Source organism: Phyllobacterium trifolii, assembly GCF_014192095.1.
Lineage (GTDB): Bacteria > Pseudomonadota > Alphaproteobacteria > Rhizobiales > Rhizobiaceae > Phyllobacterium > Phyllobacterium trifolii.
Genome location: NZ_JACHXN010000007.1, coordinates 245,058 through 265,368 on the forward strand (window position 1 = coordinate 245,058; position 20,311 = coordinate 265,368).

General features: G+C 56.3%; 16 protein-coding genes. 11 read left to right on the top strand and 5 right to left on the bottom strand.

Going from position 1 to position 20,311, the window contains the following annotated elements; genetic code table 11:
• Window positions 1–37: 37 nt before the first annotated feature.
• Genes FHS21_RS13340 through FHS21_RS13360 form a run of 5 tightly spaced genes read right to left on the bottom strand, consistent with a single transcriptional unit; the run spans window position 38 to window position 4,947 of the window.
• Window positions 38–1,438, bottom strand: a complete 1,401-nt coding sequence (locus tag FHS21_RS13340; RefSeq protein WP_183662217.1) for a dipeptidase — start codon at window positions 1,436–1,438, stop codon at window positions 38–40.
• Window positions 1,435–2,196: an SDR family NAD(P)-dependent oxidoreductase gene (locus FHS21_RS13345; RefSeq protein WP_183662219.1), complete on the bottom strand. Its 762-nt coding sequence runs from the start codon at window positions 2,194–2,196 to the stop codon at window positions 1,435–1,437. The genes FHS21_RS13340 and FHS21_RS13345 overlap by 4 nt, the downstream gene beginning before the upstream one ends.
• Window positions 2,193–3,224, bottom strand: coding sequence for a ketopantoate reductase family protein (locus tag FHS21_RS13350; RefSeq protein ID WP_246411013.1), 1,032 nt, complete (start codon window positions 3,222–3,224; stop codon window positions 2,193–2,195). The genes FHS21_RS13345 and FHS21_RS13350 overlap by 4 nt, the downstream gene beginning before the upstream one ends.
• The gene (locus tag FHS21_RS13355; RefSeq protein WP_183662221.1) at window positions 3,221–3,922 is read right to left on the bottom strand and encodes a creatininase family protein; all 702 of its coding nucleotides are present in this window, start codon (window positions 3,920–3,922) and stop codon (window positions 3,221–3,223) included. The genes FHS21_RS13350 and FHS21_RS13355 overlap by 4 nt, the downstream gene beginning before the upstream one ends.
• A 14-nt stretch (window positions 3,923–3,936) precedes the next feature.
• Window positions 3,937–4,947 (bottom strand): GntR family transcriptional regulator, encoded by a 1,011-nt coding sequence (locus tag FHS21_RS13360; protein WP_183662223.1) that lies wholly within the window; start codon window positions 4,945–4,947, stop codon window positions 3,937–3,939.
• Window positions 4,948–5,122: 175 nt separating this feature from the next.
• Here FHS21_RS13360 and FHS21_RS13365 point away from each other — a divergent pair, with 175 nt between their 5' ends.
• The 11 genes from FHS21_RS13365 (at window position 5,123) to FHS21_RS13415 (ending at window position 20,115) form a co-directional block, all read left to right on the top strand.
• A complete protein-coding gene (locus FHS21_RS13365) occupies window positions 5,123–6,700 on the top strand; it encodes an ABC transporter substrate-binding protein (protein ID WP_112531833.1) in 1,578 nt (525 codons plus the stop codon).
• An 85-nt stretch (window positions 6,701–6,785) separates the two neighbouring features.
• Window positions 6,786–7,724 carry an ABC transporter permease gene (locus FHS21_RS13370; RefSeq protein ID WP_112531844.1) on the top strand — a complete coding sequence of 313 codons (939 nt, stop codon included), beginning with the start codon at window positions 6,786–6,788 and terminating at the stop codon, window positions 7,722–7,724.
• Entirely contained in the window at window positions 7,721–8,572 is an 852-nt protein-coding gene (locus FHS21_RS13375; protein ID WP_112531832.1) for an ABC transporter permease, read from the top strand. The genes FHS21_RS13370 and FHS21_RS13375 overlap by 4 nt, the downstream gene beginning before the upstream one ends.
• Entirely contained in the window at window positions 8,569–9,573 is a 1,005-nt protein-coding gene (locus tag FHS21_RS13380) for an ABC transporter ATP-binding protein (RefSeq protein WP_183662226.1), read from the top strand. Before FHS21_RS13375 ends, FHS21_RS13380 begins: the two co-directional genes overlap by 4 nt.
• A complete protein-coding gene (locus tag FHS21_RS13385; RefSeq protein WP_246411014.1) occupies window positions 9,570–10,589 on the top strand; it encodes an ABC transporter ATP-binding protein in 1,020 nt (339 codons plus the stop codon). Before FHS21_RS13380 ends, FHS21_RS13385 begins: the two co-directional genes overlap by 4 nt.
• 37 nt (window positions 10,590–10,626) lie before the next feature.
• Window positions 10,627–12,135 carry a carboxypeptidase M32 gene (locus tag FHS21_RS13390; protein WP_183662228.1) on the top strand — a complete coding sequence of 503 codons (1,509 nt, stop codon included), beginning with the start codon at window positions 10,627–10,629 and terminating at the stop codon, window positions 12,133–12,135.
• 158 nt (window positions 12,136–12,293) lie between these two features.
• On the top strand, window positions 12,294–14,168 hold the full coding sequence (locus FHS21_RS13395) for a TPR end-of-group domain-containing protein (protein WP_112531842.1): 1,875 nt from the start codon (window positions 12,294–12,296) through the stop codon (window positions 14,166–14,168).
• A 493-nt stretch (window positions 14,169–14,661) separates the two neighbouring features.
• Window positions 14,662–16,446, top strand: coding sequence for an ethanolamine ammonia-lyase reactivating factor EutA (locus FHS21_RS13400; protein ID WP_112531829.1), 1,785 nt, complete (start codon window positions 14,662–14,664; stop codon window positions 16,444–16,446).
• A 33-nt stretch (window positions 16,447–16,479) separates the two neighbouring features.
• Window positions 16,480–17,592 carry a cupin domain-containing protein gene (locus FHS21_RS13405; protein ID WP_112531828.1) on the top strand — a complete coding sequence of 371 codons (1,113 nt, stop codon included), beginning with the start codon at window positions 16,480–16,482 and terminating at the stop codon, window positions 17,590–17,592.
• Window positions 17,593–17,637: 45 nt separating this feature from the next.
• A complete protein-coding gene (locus FHS21_RS13410; RefSeq protein WP_112531827.1) occupies window positions 17,638–18,720 on the top strand; it encodes an ABC transporter substrate-binding protein in 1,083 nt (360 codons plus the stop codon).
• Window positions 18,721–19,221: 501 nt separating this feature from the next.
• Window positions 19,222–20,115, top strand: a complete 894-nt coding sequence (locus FHS21_RS13415) for a hypothetical protein (protein ID WP_183662230.1) — start codon at window positions 19,222–19,224, stop codon at window positions 20,113–20,115.
• Window positions 20,116–20,311 lie beyond the last annotated feature (196 nt).

Consider the following 20,311-nt stretch of genomic DNA (forward strand, 5'->3'; position numbering starts at 1 on the left):
CAACTGAATGGCTGTCGACAACAAAAGGCACAGATTTTCAGAGTCTCATGGTTGGCTCAAGCTTCGGGTGACCGGCAAGTCTGCCTAGTAATCTTGTCCATGCGATAAGACCCGTGCGGAAATTCGACAACCGGAAGAACTCGTTCGGTGCGTGATAATCCTCGTCCGAGGTGGAGAATGAAAAGAAGATGGCCTCCGCACCGAGATGCTTACGGAAAGCCGTGCCGATCGGGATGGTCGCGCCCATGGCGACACGAAGGGGCTTGCTGCCAAGCAACTCCTCAAGCACTGATTCCGCAGCAAGCAGGCCGGGCAGGTTTGGATCGACGGAAAAGGCCTCGCTGCCAGGCCCGTGCGGCTCGACTTGCAGGCTGTAGCCAGCGGGCGAATTGGTCTCCAGATGACGGGCGATCGCCTCGACTACCTTGGCAGGTTTTTGACCGGCGACAAGGCGGCAGGTGATTTTGACGCTGGCGGAGGAGGGGATGACCGTTTTCGTTCCCGGTCCCTGGTATCCGCCGTAGATACCATTGAATTCGAGCGTAGGTTCCAGCCATTGCCGCACCAGCAGCTGGCCGCCATTCTCAATAGGGTCGGGTTTGGGCGAGCCAATATCTCGGTAGTAGGCGTTCGCGTCGAAACGCGCCGCATCGATTGCTGTGAGGATCGTCGGGTCCAAGGGTTTAATGCCATCCATGAAACCCGGCACGGCGGCACGCGAATCGGAATCGTGCAGCGACGCAAGCAGCTTGGTGAGTGCGCGGATCGGATTGGGTGCGCTGCCGCCGTGGCGGCCCGAATGCAAATCCTTTGAGGCGCCGGTGACGGTTACATCGAGTGCCACCAGTCCGCGGCTGGCAACGGTTATGGACGGGCGGTCCGGCCGCCACATCGCACCGTCCGCGGAGACGACCAGATCGCAGGCGAGGCGATCGCGATTACGCTCGAGCGTGGGCTCGAAATGCTCGCTGCCGGATTCCTCCTCGCCTTCGATCAGTATCTTGAGATTGATCGGCAAGCGGCCTTCGGTTTTAAGGTAGGCTTCGACGACAAGGATCGGGATCAGCAGCGGACCCTTGTCATCGGAAACGCCGCGCGCATAGAGGCGGTCGTCGCGTATTGCCGGCTCAAAGGGTGGCGTCATCCATTTGTCGAGCGGATCGGGTGGCTGCACGTCGTAATGGCCATAAACGAGGATGGTTGGAAGCGTCGGGTCGCCGATGACCTCGCCGTAAACGGCAGGATGTCCGCCTGTGTCCAGGAGTTCTACTGAGGCGAAGCCTGCCTTCTTGAGACGGTTCGCCACGAATTCGGCAGCCTCCTGGATACCGTCACGAAAAACGGGATCGGTGCTGACGCTGGGGATGCGGCAGAACGCTTTCAAATCCGCGAGAGCACGTTCGTAATTGTCAGCAAGGTATCTCTCGACGGAATTCATTTGCCACCGTCCACACTGATGACCTGTCCGCTGATCCATTGCGCCTGGTCCGATGCGAAAAACAGAACCATGTTGGCGATGTCATCGGGTTTGCCAAGCCGCTTCAGGGCGATATTGTCGAGAAGCCGTTTTTGGCCATCTGCCCCCATCGCTTCCCACTGCCTTTCGGTTGTCGGGTTCGACAGCACGAAACCGGGCGCGACATTATTGACCGTGATGTTCCAAGGGCCGAGTTCATGCGCGAGTTGGCGCGTTAGCCCGATCTGACCAGCCTTCGCACTTGCATAGGCCTGTATTCCTGTCAGTGAAATGCCAAGGCCGGCGCCGCTGGAAATATTGATGACCCGGCCGAATTTCTGTTGTTTCATGCCGGGGGCGACGGCCTGCGTCATGAAGAAAGCGCCGGACAGATTGACATCGAAAATTGTCTGCCAGTCGCTCTCGGAAATCTCTTCGATGGGTCGGCCCACCTGTCCGCGTACACCGCCGGCATTGTTGACCAGAATATCTGTGCCGCCATCGGCAGCCTCGATTTTTGCAACGGTTGCCTGAACGGCGCTTCTGTCGCCTACATCCAGAACATGCGCAATCGACGATGCCGCTCCGCAAAGTGCAACGGTTTCCGTGAGCCCGGCTTCATTGACGTCGCAGACATGCACGCGTGCGCCACGGCTGGCGAATGCCTGCGCAATTGCACGGCCAAAGCCATGGGCGGCACCTGTAACGATAACGATTTTGCCGCTGAACTCGATGTTCATGTGCCGGCCTCCGTTCGCGCAAGCAGATCGAGATTGGCAAGCTCAAGCGACAGGGTCCCGGCCTCAATCTGATGGATCAATTCGACGACCTTCGCCGCCAGCGGGGTCGGTACACCGAGTGATCGCCCGATTTCGACGACGGGCCCGACCTGGGCATCGACCTCGGTCTTGCGCTTGCGGATGGCAAGATCACGCCAAATGCCGGAATGCGATTTCGCCGAGCGGCGGTTATGAGTGACCATTTCGTCGAAGGAACGTGCGGTGTCCGCGGCCGAGGCGGCAGGGGCGAATGCTGCCGGATCGAACCCGTCGAACGCCTCAGGCACCACGTCGTTGGCGTTGGCGACCGAGCCGACTTCAAGCGCAAGTTTTGTCAGGATTGGCCTGTAGTGCTCGTTGGCCAGCACATCCGCGATACTGTCGTTGGTGAGTGCGGTACCGAAAAGCAGTGTCCCGTAGATGAGCTTGCCCCACAGGTAGCCCCAAATATTATCCGTCAGAATGGCTTTCGGTTCGAACTCCCGCATCAACGCGTAGATTTGTTCAATGCGGACTGTACGCTTACCGTCCAATTCGCCGACCACGACTGCTCCGTGGCCGCTATAATGCACGACGCCGGGCTCGAGGTAGTCTGCGCCGAAATTGACGAAACAACCGATGACCCGATGTTCACCTATAACCTTGCTGATGACCATTTCGTTGAGGCCGTTTTGTGCCGACACGACGTAACCATCGTCTGTTACATGCGGCAGCAGAGCTTTCGCCGCGGCTTCGGTGTGGTGGGCCTTCACGCACAGGAAAATGCGCTCGAACTTGCCCTGCAGACCCTCCGGGGTGAAGGCCTTGGCCTTAACGGTGTCCTGAAAGATCGGCCCCTCGATCCTTAGGCCATTGGCATTTATTGCGGCGACATGATCGGCGGCATTATCGACGAAAATCACCTCATGTCCCGCCCGGATGAACGCCGTTCCAAGAGTACCGCCGATTGCGCCAGCGCCCCAGATGAGAATCGGCCCGCTCATGCTCATGCCCATGCTCCTTCGAGCAAGGCTCGTGTCTCTGCCACGGCGACGTCCCATATTACCTGCATTTCTTCATCCGGACGTTCGTAGTAGCCGCCAAAATTGCCGTCGCCGAGGTAAGCTCTGACGCCGTCCGGATCCATGACGCGCAGGCGCGCAAGGTCAATCATTGGCTTCTGCTGTGTCGGCATTTGCGTGCCAGGCAGCCGAGTCCAAGGAAAATTCTCCATCCACGAGGCGTGGGAGGCCACCTTGTCGATTTCCTGCACCTTGGCAAAGGTCGCCGGTGCGTTCCACCAATTGTGAAACTTGACTGCTGTGCCCGGATTGTCTGCCATCCATTCGATGGCCAGACTTCCAGCTGGCTGATTACCGCCATGGCCGTTGACGATCAGGATGCGACGAAATCCCTGCGCCTTCAGCCCGTCCAGTATATCGCGAACGATGCGCACATACGTCTCCAGGCGAAGACTGATCGTGCCCGGGTAAGCCATGAAATAGGGAGTGAGACCGTAGGCAACGACCGGAAATACCGGTATGCCGAGTGGCTCTGCTGCATCCGTGGCGACTTTTTCTGACAGGATGGAGTCGACTGAGAGCGACAACTGGGCGTGTTGTTCGGTGCTTCCCAAGGGGAGAACGGCGCGGTCGTCGCTGCGTAAATACTCTTCGATCTGCTGCCAGTTTGCTTGTGAAACTTTCACGATGGTTCCCTTCTTTATTTGTCCATGCTGGCCATGCGCAACGCATTTTCAGATGCGGGTGGCGGAAGTCCGCCTGCTGCCCGAATGATGGGCAAGATCACTTTCTCAATATCGGCTACGTCAGGAGCGTGGCGGTATTCAATCGCTTGGGCACCGGGGCGCAGTCGGCTTGTGACCTCCTCGGCACCTGACGCGAAGATGATAACGCTGGCATGCGCGATATTTTCGTCGAGCCCCGCGGTTTCCAGCGTCGCTCCCGCAATCTCGCGGACATGCGGCGCAAACCTTTGAACGCCCGCTTTCATGATCGGCAGGAAGTCGGGGAACCGCGAGACAACAGCGATCGAAGCCAGCGAATCCAGCGAGGCCAATGCCATTCGCGTCTCTTCGGATGGGGTGAAACTGATGGTGACCACCTTGGTGTTCGGCACGAGGGCTGCCACTTCCCGGTGCCTGTTGGCAAAGGTTATCGCAAGGTCGGCCGAATTTGCCCGCGCCCTCGTTGCCGGGTCACGCTCGATTGCCGAGATCGTCAAGGGTTCCACTGCTACGCCTTTTCCGAGACGGGCAGCGATGAAACGCGCATAACTGGCGGTCGCTTCCGGAAATAGCCCGATCATGACGATCCGCATGCGCTGGCCAAGGCTTTCGCGGTAGAAGACTCTTGAGCTGACCAATGAGACAAATTCGGCGGAGCGGATGCCAAGGGCGCGGCTCTGCTCGATCAACGCATCGATGTGACGATGCAAATTCGTCTGGTCCGAACGGCCGGCAAGCCGTGCCTGCAAACTGTCGCTGACAAATGTACCTGAACCTGGACGTGCGTCGATCAATCCTTCGGCTTTCAAATCAGCATAAACCTGGCTGACCGTCATCGGCGCCACGCCGATCTTCTCCGCAAGCTCGCGCACGGAAGGAAGAGCTTCGCCCGGAAGCAATTCCCCACAGGCGATGCCGTACTCTATGAGCCCATGGAGTTGTGTTCGGAGCGGAACCGGCAAATCGCGGTCGATGAAGAATTCCATGAACCCAGTCTTTGGCTGTTCTAGTAGACTATTACGATTATACCGGCTGCGTCCTAATCGCAAGGCCAGAGCGAGCCAAGCCACCAAATTATAAACTGTTGACAGCGCCGGAGGTAAGTGAAATCGTTATACCCAATAAGAACACTTAGGTAGTTCACAACAAAGGGGAATACGAATGAAAAAGATCGCCAAGGCGGCTCTTGCCGCCGTATTGCTCGTCGGTACGAGCCTTTCCGCCGTCGCGGTGGAAAGGGGTGGTGTCATGACCTATGGGCGTTACGCCGACAGCCTCTTTCTTGATCCGGTGCTCAACGACGCCAACGTCGACATCTGGATCCTGTCCAACCTCTACGACACGCTACTCCTTCCCACAGATGATGGCAAAGGGGTTCAGGCTGGACTCGCCACCGAATGGAAGGTTTCCGACGACGGGATGAGCGTCAATCTCACATTGCGTGACGGCATCCAATTTTCCGACGGCTCGCCCATCACGCCGGCCGACGTGGCCTGGTCGCTGAAGCGTGCCGCCAACAAGGACAACGGCATTTGGAACTTCCTCGTAAGTTCCATCGACGATGTAACGACGGAAGGCGACAAAACGGTCGTCCTCAAGTTGAAGCATCCAGACCCGGCCATTCTTGCTGCGTTGACCGTGTTCAACACCGCGATCTTGCCTCAGAAGGTATTCGAGGCGGCTGCCGGTGCCACCGACGCGGACAAAGCAAAGGTATTTGCCGAGCATCCGGTCAGTTCCGGCCCATTCGTGCTCCAATCCTGGGATCGTGGATCAACCATGAAGCTCGTTCGCAACGAGCACTACTGGGGCAAGGGGGAAGACGGTAAGCCTTTGCCTTATCTTGACGGTGTTACCTTCGAAGTCCTGCCGGATGACGCCACGCGCATTTTGAAGCTGAATTCTGGCGAGATCGACGGGGCGGAATTCATTCCCTATTCGCGCGTCGAAGAATTGAAGTCCGCCGGCAACCTCAATATGGAGCTGTTCCCTTCGACCCGCGTGCAGTATGTCACCATGAATGCACGGCCGCAGATCAAGGGTAAGGACAATCCGCTATCCAATCCAAAAGTGCGTCAGGCAATGAACTATGCCGTCAACAAGGACGCAATCATTGCGATCGTAACGCACGGCGTCGGCAAGCCTCTGACGTCTTACATGTCTTCGGCCACGCCGATGCATACGGGCGACAAGCCACTCTATGCCTATGATATCGAAAAGGCGAAGAGCCTGATGAAGGAGGCCGGATTCGAAAAGGGTTTCGATACGAGCATCCTCGTCCTTGCGGGTAATCAGGACGAAATCGGCATTGCGACTGCGCTACAGCAGATGTGGGCGGAGCTGGGCATCAAACTTGAGTTGCAGCAGGTGGACAATGCCACCCGTACCCAGCAATATCGCGATGGCGTTTTCACAATGCGTGAGGCTGCATGGACCGACGATATTGCGGATCCGAACGAGATCACATCGTATTTCGTCTATTCGCCGACCATCGATGCTTTGCACACGGGTTGGAAAAACGAGGAAGCGGACAAGCTCTTCGATGCGTCGCAGAAAGAGATCGATGCTACCAAGCGCGCGGCTCAATACGCTCGCATCCAGGAGATCTATAACGCTGAAGGACCGATCGTGCCGCTCTACGAGACACCCTATCCCGTGGCGCTGAGCAAGAAGGTACATGGCTTCCTGCAGATACCGCTTGGCAACAATTTCTTCGGTCGCGCTTGGCTGGATAAGTAACTGGAGTTCAGGTGCATATCGCGGGTGGTTGACATGTCACCCGCGCTCACTCTGGATACTAATGCAAAACATCGGGAGCGGCTCATTGCCACTTTTCAGTTTCGTTCTGCGTCGCATTCTTCAAATGATCCCGACGGTGGTATTTATCCTCGTCGTCACCTTCGTCCTTGTGAGGCTTCTGCCTGGTGATCCCGCAAGCGCCATGCTCGGCGATCGTGCGATCGATGCTGATGTTGAGCGCATCAATGCCAGCCTTGGGTTGGACAAGCCGATCCCCGTTCAATTCCTGTATTTCGTAAAGAATGTCTTCACCGGCGATCTCGGCACGTCAATCGCGCTGAAGCTGCCTGTGACGACCATCATCATGCAACGCTTGCCGGTGACATTGATGCTGACCTTGATGGCAGCGCTGCTGGCCCTCATTCTGGCCGTGCCACTGGCGTTCCTTGCCGCACTGAAGCGGGAACAGACCGCCGACGCGGTCATTCGAGGCACATTCCAGGTCGGATTGTCGATGCCTGTGTTTTACGTTGGTATCCTGATGTTGACCGTCTTCGGCGCAACGCTAAAGTGGTTCCCGGTCGGTGGCTATGGCGACACGTTTGCCGACAGGCTCTATCACCTGTTCCTGCCGGCTTTGACACTGGCGTTCAGCTTTTCTGCCGTATTGATGCGCAATTTACGGTCCTCGATCATAGGCGTCATCAACGCTGAATATGTCGATTTCGCCCGGGCCAAAGGGCTGCGACCCCGCATTATCATGACCAGACACGTGCTGCGCAACGCTCTGATATCGACGGTCACTTTGTTTGGGCTGCAGATCGGTACGCTCTTTGGTGGCGCGGTCATTACCGAGACGGTTTTTGCCGTGCCTGGCGCCGGCCGTCTCATGATCGACAGTATTTACGGCCGCGATTACCCTGTGCTGCAAGGATTGACGATTGCGCTCGCGGTTCTGGTATCGCTGACATTTCTGGCAACCGACATTTTTCAAGCCTGGCTTGACCCTCGGGTTGCCCGATGAGCGTCGCTGTTGAGAAAATTGGGCTGTACCCAAGATTCCGGCGGCTTGCATTGCCACGTACGTTGATTTCCGGCGCGATAATCATTGGTGTGAGTTTGCTTATCGCATTCTTTCCCGCGCTGTTTGCTCCGTATGATCCCATTGCGTTTGACTATAAAGCCCTGCTGAAGGGGCCGACATTGGCGCATCCGTTCGGAACCGACAGTTTTGGCCGCGATGTCCTGTCCCGTGTGATCCATGCCTATACGATCGATATGCAGATCGCCGTGTTCGCTACAGTCGGGCCGTTCATCTTCGGAACGATAGTAGGAGCCTATGTCGGCTATGCGGGCGGGTTGGCGGAAGCTATTTTTGGACGCGTCGTCGATGCTGTCATCACATTCCCGTTTCTAGTTCTGGTGATCGCGATCGTCTCGGTTCTGGGGCCTGGCCTCGGCAACATGTACGTTGCTGTCGGAATTGTCGGCTGGGTATTCTATGCCCGTCTCGTCGCAGCCGAGGTCAAGGTACAGAAACGTCTCGACTATGCCGATGCTGGACGGGTCATGGGGTATACGCCGATGCGGATTGTCTTTCGCCATCTCCTGCCCAATGCAATCACACCCGCGATAGTCTATTGGATGACGGATATGGCGCTGGCGATCCTTTTGGGATCAAGTCTTGGGTACCTCGGGCTTGGCGCCCAACCGCCCGCTGCCGAATGGGGCGTGCAGATCGCCGATGGCAAGAATTTCATGAGCACCGCGTGGTGGATTTCTGTCTTTCCCGGCATTGCCATTGTCATCACCGGTCTCGGTTTCAGTCTCCTCGGCGACGGGCTGGCACAGCTTATGAGGGTACGCCGATGAGTGCGGGAATCGGCACTGGTCTTGGCCTGACCGTTCGTGGTTTGACAACGCTTTTCGACACGCCTCGCGGCATGGCGCTCGCCGTCGCTGACGTCGATCTTGATGTTGGCCCCGGAGAAATGGTTGGGCTGGTCGGTGAATCCGGTTCGGGCAAAAGCGTGACCCTGCGCTCGATCATGGGCCTCATCCAGACGCCAGGTCATGTCACGGGCAAGGTTGAATGGGGGGGACGCGATCTGGTTGCCATGCCGGCCGAAGAGCTCCGGCGTATCCGCGGCAGTGAAATTGCGATGATTTTTCAGGAGCCGATGACCGCCCTCAATCCCGTGCTGCCTGTCGGGCTGCAACTTGAGGAAAACCTTGTGGCGCATACGCGGCTAAATGCGCGCGAACGACGGGCGAGGGCATTGGAGTTGATGAATATCGTCGGCATACCGGCGGCGGAACGGCGGCTCAATGAATATCCGCACCAGTTTTCCGGTGGTATGCGTCAGCGCGCCATGATCGCCATCGCGCTGGCCTGTTCACCAAAGCTGCTTCTCGCCGACGAACCCACAACTGCTCTCGACGTCACAATCCAGGATCAGATCCTCAAATTGTTACTCGACCTGCGCGACAGACTGGCGATGAGTGTCGTGCTCGTTACCCACGATCTCGGTGTCATTGCCGGGACGTGCGATCGCATGGCGGTGATGTATGCCGGGCGCATCGTCGAGATGGGAACGGTGATCGATGTGTTCCGACAGCCTCGCCATCCCTACACGCGCGGCTTGCTCGGGTCTGTGCCGCGTGCTGGCGCCGTCCGAACCATGCTTTCATCGATCGAGGGGACGCCGCCGGGCCTGACGGATCTTCCGGCAGGATGCGCATTCCACCCGCGTTGCAGCTTTGCAACCGATATATGCAGACAGGAGCGGCCGCCGCTCCAATCGCTTGGTGCGGACCGAAAGGTCGCGTGTTTCCATCATGATCGTGTAGCGGCTGCGGAGGCGATCCTTTGAGTGCCGTCCCAATCATCTCCGTCGACGGAGTTTCCAAGCAATTCGGTGTCTCGTATTCGCTGATGCGGCGCCTGGCCGGCGAGCCGCCATTGGCGGTTCATGCGCTGAACAATGTCAGCTTCGAGGTGCATCGCGGTGAAACGCTCGGTATCGTCGGCGAATCCGGTTGCGGCAAATCCACTTTGGCACGGTGTCTGGTGCGTTTGCTGGATCCGGACGGCGGCGCTATCCGCTTCGAGGGCAGGGACATCTCGACCTTGCGATCTGCCGAGCGCCGCGCCTTCAACAAGCGGGTGCAAATGATCTTCCAGGACCCGTACGGCTCGCTCAATCCCCGAATGACCGTCAGCCAAGTCCTGAACGAAGCGTTGTCAGTGCACCGCATGCGGCCGAAGAGGGATATCCCGGCTCGCATTATCGAGCTTCTCGATCTGGTGCGACTGCCACATGACGCGGCTTCACGCCATCCGCATGAGTTTTCCGGAGGTCAGCGTCAACGCATCGGCATCGCCCGCGCGCTCGCGGTGGAACCCGATGTCATTGTGGCGGATGAACTCGTCTCGGCACTTGATGTGTCCGTCCAGGCACAGGTCATCAATCTGCTGTTGCGGCTGCAAGAGGAGTTGCATCTCACGCTGATTTTCGTGGCCCATGATTTGCGGCTGGTGCGCCATATCTCACATCGCGTCGCGGTCATGTATCTCGGACAGATAATGGAAATAGGGCCGTCCGAAGGCGTGTTTGCATCGCCGCGCCACCCATATTCGAAAGCGCTGCTCGATGCGGCGCCCGAACTTGACCCGACCCATCGATCAAGGGTCGTCGCGGCGCGCGGTGAACTGCCAAGCCCGCTGAATGTTCCGCCCGGTTGCCCGTTCGCCAGCCGTTGTCCGCATGTATTCGATCGCTGCCGCGTCGAAAGGCCGGCACTCACCAAGCGGGCTCCCGCCCACAGTGCCGCCTGCCATCTGGTCGATTTCGGCGCCATGCCATCGGCACTGGCGGACGCGGTCTGATTGCCGCTTACTCATAATCGAACCCGAGGAACCCCGGATGAGCTTTACCATCTTCGAAAGCGAAATCGCCAAGGTCAATGATATCCTGTGCGCCGTTAATCTGTTGACCTGGGATTCACGCACGATGATGCCGCCTGGAGGTGTCGATGCACGCGGCAAGCAGATCGCGACGCTCGTCGGTCTTGCCCGCGATATCGCGACCGGCGACCGGATGATGAAAGCAATTGAAAGTGCACGCGCCGATACAGATGGCGATCCCTTGCAGCGCGCTGCCGTCGAGCAGGCGGCGGCATCAATAGGTGTGCTGTCGCGCATCCCGGCAAGACTTGTCTCGGCGGCCGCCGAGCTTAAGACGAATGCACAGGCGGCATGGAAACAGGCGCGCAGCGTCGATAATTTCGCCGGCTTCGCGCCGTGGCTCGAACTGACCATGGAGATGCAGCGCGAGATCGCGTCGGCGATTGGCTATGATGCGCATCCCTATGATGCGCTGGTTTCGACTTACGAGCCGGAAATGACCTGGGCGAAATTGCGCGAACTCTACGAGGAATTGCAGAAGTCGTTGGTTCCCTTGCTGGCCGACGCTCGACAAGCGCGGCCCGTGCGCACGGAGATTCTCGATCGCACTTACCCGATTGAACGTCAGCGAGCATTTTCCAGCATGATTTCCGAGCGTTTCGGTTACGATTTCAACAGAGGACGTCTGGACGATACGGTCCATCCGTTCGAGATATCCTTCACAAGTGCCGATGTCCGTATCACTGGCCGGTTCCGGGAGGACTGGCTTCCGGGCGGCCTTTTTGCGGTCTGGCATGAAGCTGGTCACGGAATGTATGAGCAAGGGGTAGAGGAGCGCTTTAGCCGCTCAGCATTCACAACCGACTTCATCAACCTTTATGCTGTGGGCGGCAGCAGCTTCGGCACTCACGAGTCACAGTCGCGCCTTTGGGAAAATCGCGTTGGCCGCTCTCGCCGTTTCTGGGAGATTCATTTCGACGAACTGCGCAGCTTCTTTCCCGAACAACTCGCCGATGTTTCGGTCGAGGATTTCTGGCGGGTCGTCAACGCACCGCGTCCCAGCCTGATTCGGGTCGAGGCGGATGAACTCACCTATGATCTCCACATCATGCTGCGTTCTGAGATTGAAGCGGGGCTTATCGCCGGAGAAATCCGGGTAAGCGATCTGCCGGCCATCTGGCGGGACAAGATGCGGTCCTATCTTGGCCTCGATGTTCCAAGTGATACGCTTGGCGTGCTTCAGGACGTGCATTGGTCGTCGGGCATGGTGGGATCTTTCCCGACTTATACAATCGGCAACATCATGTCCTCGCAATTCTTCGCCAGCGCGAAGGCAATACCCGTGATAGAGGAGGGGTTGAACCGGGGCGACTATGCGCCTTTGAAGGCCTGGCTGACCGAAAACATCCATCAATATGGGCGGTCGCGAACACCAAGCGAGTTGCTGGAACAGGCGACTGGCTCGCCAATGTCAGTCGCCTATTATCTCGCTGATCTGAAGCGCAAGGTTGTCGATCTCTCGGTGTAATAGTCGCTTGGCATTTAAACATAAGAATGCGGCGATGGATGGGACGCCGGAATCGATATCGTCACTCCTTGTCGTCAATCGAAAGATGGACGCGACTTAAAGCGATGAAGCGGTTACAGTCCGATGTTCTTGCATTTAGATCACAATTTGGGGGTCATTTGGAACGCCGGCTTAGCGCTATATTCGCTGCTGACATCGTGGGCTACAGTCATCTCATGGGCATTGATGAAGAAGGTACGCTGAACAGGTTCAAGTGCCATCGCAGTGAACTGATTGACCCTTTGATCAATGACCATAAAGGTCGAACCTTTAAGCTGACCGGAGATGGAATGCTGGTTGAGTTCGCCAGCGTGATCAACGCTGTCGCCTGCGCCGCCGATATCCAGCGTGGCATGGCAGAACGTAACCAAAACGTGCCTAAGGAGCACCGCATCGATTTGCGAATAGGAATTAATCTCGGTGACATAATCGTCGAGGACGGTGATATTTTTGGAGACGGTGTCAACGTTGCAGCCCGTCTGGAAGGCATTGCCGACGCCGGTTGTATTGCGGTGGCAGCATCAGTGCGCGATCAAGTGGGCTCCCGGTTAAATTTGAAGTTCATAGACAAAGGCGAACATGCACTTAAGAACATCAAGCAAAATATCCGTGTTTATACGATCGGTTTTGGCAGTCCATCCGGCATAGAAACCACCACGCAGACGACAGTTGGCCCGCTTGATCAGCTACAAAAAACCATAGCGGTTTTGCCATTTACCAACATGAGTCACGATCCCGAACAAGAGTATTTTTCTGATGGTATCACTGAAGATATCATTACGGATTTATCAAAGATTTCCAGCCTTCACGTCGTGGCGCGTAATACTGTGTTCACTTACAAGGGCAGGTCTGTGAAGATTAAACAGGTCGGGCTGGATCTTGGCGTCCGTTATGTTTTGGAAGGCAGTGTGCGCAAGGTCGGAGAGCGTGTCCGGATAACCGGGCAACTTATCGACGCGCTGTATGGTGGCCACATGTGGGCCGAACGATATGACCGGGACCTGACCGACATTTTCGCCATACAGGATGAAATAACCCACGCGATCGTCAGCCAGCTAAAAATCAAGCTCTTGCCAGAAGAAAGAAAAGCAATCGACACTGAGCCAACCGGGAATGTCGAAGCTTATACCTATTATTTACGGGGACGGCAGTTTTCGCATGCCTGGACCAAATCATACCTTTATTTGGCGCGGCGCATGTTCTGCAAGGCAGTGGAATTGGATCCCGACTATGCCCTGGCCTACGCAGGCATTGCTGACTGCGAGGCAGCATTGCGCGACTGGCAACCGGATGACTTCCCGCTGGAAAGAATTTCAGCTATGGCCGCTAAAGCGCTCGAACTGGATCCAAATTTAGCAGAAGCGCACGCATCCCGGGGATTGGCTCTACATCAGGCCGGTCATGATGAAGAGGCCGCGGCCTCTTTCGAGCGAGCACTCGCGATCGATCGGGGACTTCACGAAGCCAATTTCCACTATGCTCGCTTCTTTTACATGCGCGGTAACTTCGAGTCTGCGGTGCACTATTTTAAACAAGCTGCCGAGTTGAAGCCTGATGATTATCTCTCGCCCATCCATTTAATGAGTGCATATAGCTCTCTCGGTAAGTTGGCGGAAACCGAAAGCTGGGCTCGCATTGGTGTATGGCGGGCGGAACAGGCTCTGGCCAAAAACCCGGAAAACTCCGGGCCAGCCCATCGTGGTGCATTGGCTTGGGCGCACCTTGGCGACCATCAACGAGCCCGAGACTGGGCTGACAGGGCATTGGCAATCGATCCGGACGATGTCGTCGCGCAGTACAACGTTGCCTGCGTGTACTCGATAATCGGTGAGGTCGAGAAAGCTATCCGACTGCTGCAGAGCGTCCTTCCCAAAAGTTCGTACTATCAGACTATGTGGTTCAAAAATGATTCTGATTTAAACCCTATCCGAGGCGATGTACGATTCTTGAAAATGTTCGAACGCATTGAGGAGGAGAAGCGGCTTACCGTGTGAATACCCAATCGGTGATTTGCAAGGGAGCGGTGTTCTCATCACGAAGCAACAATCAGTATTGGCGCGCCTCAAAGACGTGGTTGTCACTCCGCGCGCCAAGCCTGTGATATGCGTATGCCCAACTCATATCCGAGAGTGCTGCCACATACTCAGCCATACGGTGTCAGCTCCATTCGTCCTCAATCATATTTCCCAAAATGACGACGCCATCCCTGCGACGGCGAACGACGACCTTTCCCCAAAATATAGATAGTAGCGTTCAGGACGTTGACAGAACCTCAAAACGAAAATACGTTTCTAGATGTGGACCGACGTTCCGTATAGAGGAACACATGCCAAGCCAGAGGACGAGGAAACCGCTCGCGGGTTCGTTGGGGCAGTCGATCCACGGGAACGAAGGTGGAAGCTTTCGCGTACGGCGGAGGCGTGGTGACTGGCCGGCGGAAGCGGGTGATCAGCGACGTGTTTCCGGGTTGCTTTGGGAGGAGAACCGATGATCGACCGCGACAAACAAGGCGCTGAGGGCGGACACACTCTGAACGATCACCTGTACGATGACACACTTGCACATGAACACGGGCCGGATGCCGATCACGATCACGATGACTACGGTCCGCCCGAGCCGCTTTCGAGCAATCCCATCTGGGTTCAGGACAATGTTTTTCTGGCAAGTGTGGGTATCGACATTGGTTCGTCCGGAACCCAGGTGATTTTTTCAAAGATTCATCTTCGACGCAGTGGCGAAGATTTGACGAGCCGGTACATCATCGTTTCGCGCGAAACACTCTACCAATCCCCGGTACGGTTTACGCCCTACGAAAGCGAAGCGCTGATCGATGCCCGGGCGCTGGGAGAAATTATCGACGACGCCTATGCCGCCGCGCAACTTTCTCCAGATGCCATCGACACTGGCGCAGTTATCCTAACGGGGGAGGCGCTTCGCCGAGAGAATGCCAATGCGATCGCTTCGATTCTGGCAGTACAGGGTGGCCAGTTCGTTTGTGCTGCGGCCGGCCATCATATGGAAGCGATGCTCGCCGCCTATGGATCCGGTGCCGCGCGGCGCAGTTTCGACCAGGGAACGCGGCTCCTTAATATCGACATTGGCGGCGGCACGACAAAGCTCGCGCTGGTGGATCATGGCCGGATCTTGGCGACGGCGGCCTTTCACGTCGGTGGTCGTCTTCAGGTCGTGGATGAGGGCGGCCGGATCATACGGCTCGATCCAGCGGGCCGGCACCACGCACAGCGGGCAGGCTTCGATTGGTCAGAGGGTGACCGGATCGACGTCGGTGATCTCGATCGCGTGGCGTCCATCATGGCTGATACGCTGATCGCAGCTATTGTCAGTCGGGACCCGGGCGAGGAGGTGGCTCATCTCTTTCTTACGGATCGCCTGCCGGAACTCGGCGACCTGGACGGGGTTGTTTTCTCTGGAGGAGTTGGTGAATTTGTCTATGGCCGGGAATCGCGGGATTTCGGCGATCTCGGCTCCCGGCTTGGCGGAGCCTTGCGTTTTCGGCTGGACAACGGCGCCATGCCCTGGCCGCTTGTTGAGGCGGGCGAGTGCATTCGCGCTACGGCGCTTGGCGCTTCCGAATACAGCATCCAGCTCAGCGGTAACACCTGTTTCTTGTCGGACCCCGGCACTCTGCTGCCGCAGCGGAACCTTCAGGTCCTGCGCCCGCCCGTCGATCTGTCCAAAGAAATCGATGCAGTCAGGATAGGGCAGATGATCCAACGGCATCTTCAAATGTTCGAGGTAGTTGCTGCCAGCCCCAATGTTGCACTCGCCTTCGAATGGGGCGGTACGCCCGAATATGCGCGCATCCGCGCCCTCGCGGAGGCTATCGAAACGGGCCTTCGTGTACTCATCGATGCCGGTCAACCGTTGTTTGTGATGCTCGATGGTGACATTGCCATGACGCTCGGCGCGATTCTCAAAGAGGAACTTGGCGTGCCGGGCGAAGTACTGGTGCTGGATGGCCTGGCACTGCGGGATTTTGATTTTGTCGATCTTGGCCGTCTCCGGCTCCCATCGAGGACGGTGCCCGTGACGGTGAAATCTCTTGTGTTCAATGAAAGCGCCTCAAGCCCGGGCAAGCCGCAGCGTCTGCATCACCGCGAAAGGGTCAATACTGTCCATTCGCATTCCCATGCGACGCACCACGATGATCATCACGATCATGGCTCCGATCATCATCATCACCATCATGACCATTCACACAGCACGCCATCCGAATTGCGGACGGACGTGGCAACGAAAGAAAGCCGATAGACACCTGCAGTACCACCAGGAAAGGAAAGCCAGATGGCGAAAGACGCGCTCGTCTCCGAGGACATGGCAAACAAGTTCGCCACCGAAAAGGAAACGCCCTACACGCGCTGGATAAGGGATGAAGGGCTGGATATCATCCCGGCGCTCTACGTTCGAAATCTCAGGACCGTGCCCCTGAAACCGTGGGCGCGGCGAGGCGGCAACGCCGTCTTCGTCAATCATGATGCATCGCGCACCTCCAATGACAGCTATGTGATGGAAATCCCTGCGGGTAAGTCGCTTGCGCCGCATCGCCAGCTTTACGAGGAAATGATTCTTGTGCTTGAGGGCCGTGGATCGACCACCGTATGGAATGATGCCGGCAAGAAGATCAGCTTCGAGTGGCAGGCGGGCTCGCTCTTTGCCATTCCTCTCAATACGCTGCACCAGCATTTCAACGGTTCGGGTCAGCAGCCTGCGCGCTATATCGGTGTTACGAATGCGCCTCCGATCATCAATCTCTACGAAGACCTCGATTTCGTTTTCAATTCAAAGCATGACTTTCCCAATCGTTTCTCCGGCGAACCGGATTATTTCAGCAACAAGGGCGAGCAAAAGGGTCTGCTGCTCGAAACTAACTTTGTTGCGGATGCAGTGAGCCTGCCATTGATCAGTGCCAAGGAACGCGGCGCCGGGGGCGGTCACATCCGCTTCAATATGGCGAAGGGCTCGATGAACAGCCACATTTCGCAGTTTCCGGTCGGGACCTACAAGAAGGGGCATGCCCATGGTCCCGGTGCGTATGTGATCATTCTCAGTGGTGAAGGCTACTCCTTGATGTGGCCGGAGGGCGAGGAACCGAAGCGCTACGAATGGGAGGTGGGCACGCTGATCGTTCCGCCGAACATGTGGTTCCATCAGCATTTCAACACCGGCACGACGCCGGCGCGCTATCTCGCGTTCAAGCACGAGGTGGTTTCCATACGCAATGCGCAAGGTGTTCCAAAAGCATGGATCAGCCGGCGTCTTGGCGGGGATCAGATCGACTATGCCGACGAGAGCGAATTGGTGCGGACGATGTTTGCCGAATCGCTGGCTAAAAACGGCCTGTCGCCACGAATGGAATCTGCCTACGAGACCGAGCTTGCGGATTTGCCGCCGAGGTAGACACCCACGACAGAAGACTCAGAAATCCAATAGGGAGGAACAATCATGAAAAAGCATTCTTGTGAAGGCCAGGTGATATCTCGGCGTCAGATCTTGTCGGGTTTCGCCGCAGCGTTACTCACGTCGATACTGGTCACAACGCCCGTTCTCGCGCAGACCAGCATCGCGGAGCTTGCCACATACGACGGTGCGGATCGCATGCAAAAACTGATCGACGGCGCGAAGCAGGAAGGCACGCTGACCATCTACACGTCCGCGCCCGTCGATGACATGACCGCGCTCACAAGCGCTTTCACCGAGAAATACGGTGTAAAGGTCGAAGTCTGGCGCGGCAGTTCGGAAGATGTTCTTCAGCGCGGCGTCGCGGAGACCCGCGCGGGCCGTTACACCGCCGACATTCTCGAAACCAATGGCCCGGAGCTCGAGGCCTTGACGCGCGAGAACATATTGCAGCCGGTCTCCTCACCGACGTTCAACCAGATATTACCCTCCGCCCTCTTTGAGCATCGAAGCTGGATCGGAACGCGGCTCAACGTCATCACGTCCGCGTACAATACCAATCTGGTGCAGGCCGCCGATGTACCGAAGACGTGGACCGACTTCCTGAACCCTGCGTTCAAGGGCAAACTGGGCATTGAGGCCGAGGACTTCGACTGGCTTGCCGCCGTGGTGAAGACCTTTCCTTCGGAAGCCGAGGGGATCGATTTCTTCAAGAAACTTGCCGCCACCAACGGCCTTTCAGTACGCAAAGGTCATACTTTGCTGACCAATCTTACAGCGTCTGGCGAAGTGCCTATGTCGATGACCGTCTACCAGTACAAGGCGCAGCAACTGAAACAGGACGGCGCCCCGATAGAATGGTTCGGCATTGCGCCCATTCCGGCTCGCGTCAATGGCATCGGGGTTTCACGCCACTCGACCCATCCGTATGCGGCGCTCCTTTTTTATGAGTTCGAACTAACCGATGCTCAATCGATCTTGGCGAAGCGCGGCTTCACTCCAACAAACATATCGCTGTTTCCTTTGCCAGAGAATCTCAAGCTCAGCGTGATCGATTCAAAAATCGTCCTCGATGAGGGGAAGAAATGGCGGAACGTCTTCGACGAAGTCGTTTCTGCAAAGCCATAGAATAGTTGAGCGGCTATGCGGCTCATGACCGCCTCTCCAGCCAGAGATACAAACCGCTGTGCCGGGTCCACGCTCACTCTGCAGGCGAGCTGGTGGTTAAGATCTTGCAAGGAAAAGTTGCAATCTGTGGCTGGAATCCCGATGCGACTGGGTTTCGAAGAGCGAGAATTGAGCGTAAGGTACTGTAAATATTTGGAACGGTGCGTCGAGGTGGTCATTCCCCACTTTTAGTTGATGCCGCATTCTCATTGAATCTTTTACTAAGTCACTATATAGTTTGGGAGGATATGAGTGTTAGGTTTTAGCAATGTACGCTGAACGAGCATATTTTGATGTAGAAGAACGTCGTCGCGACAAGCAGCGGGACCGCGATCTCGACTGCGCACGACTCGTGAAAGGTGAGGTCCAAGCCTCTGATTTATTGAGGAAAAATGGACTATTCTCTTCGTTTAGGCCAGATCAAATGAGTATCGGCCAACGCAGGGTACGCATGCATATCGAATGAATGGCTATAATGAGTTCCTGAGTTCCGACGAAGTCATTTATATCGTATCCAATCTCACTGTAGACGATCAGGCATTTCTAGTTGGCGGTCAAGCGGCCTCGCTTTGGGCCGAATATTATGTCCAATTTGAGCCTGAGTTATCCCAGTACGAACCCTTCACGACTAAAGATGTTGATTATTTTGGTGGTGTTAAAGCCGCAGAAAAGCTCGCTGCCGCGATCAATGGCAAGGTTGTCCTTCCATCCAAAGACACAATGAATTCCAATTCGACCGCGCTCGTGGAAGCAAGCGTAAATGATCGAACAGTTGTCATAGACTTTCTGCATGACATCATTGGAGTAAACCGGAAAGAATTTGAGAAAGGTGTTGCCACCATACTTTTGAAGACGGAAAAAGGGCAGACTATCGAAATCCCTTTAATGCATCCCGTTCTTTGCCTAAAAAGCCGCCTTGGCAACATGCTCAGCGCCGCAACAATGCGCCGCGACGAAGTTGCAACACGACAAGCTCATGCAGCAGTCCTGGTGGTAAAAGCCTATATTGAAGAAGCCCTTCGTGATAATGATGTAAAGGAAGCGATGCGCTGTCTCTTCGACGTTCTGCATTATGTTAACAGCGACATGTACGGTAGAAATGCCCATGTTGATCCGGGCATAGACGCTCTTACCATAGTCAAAGCTTTTGCTGATGATGATCGATTAAATCCAATTTGGCGCGAAAAGAACCTTCACCCGTTTATCGGGAAGGTAGAAACCAAGCGGGCAGAACGCTCACAGAGATTGAGCGACCGTTCCGGAGGGAGTAAGTATCGCGCTCGTCACCATCATAACGATGGCGAGAATAATGATGGTGGTGATGGCTCTGGAGGCGGAGCGTCTAGCGGTCCCTAGGCAGGGATTGGTGGTTCGATTATTCGTCCGGCGGCTGAAGCCCAACCCAATAACTCCTCGGACTAAAGATTGCCCGTTTGCCACCTGCCAGAAACAAGCCTCGGATACAGCGCACCGTGTCGCACTTCGAAATAGAATCCACCCTGCTACATTCGAAGATTGCATAATCAATATTATGGAACATGGCTGCGGTTTT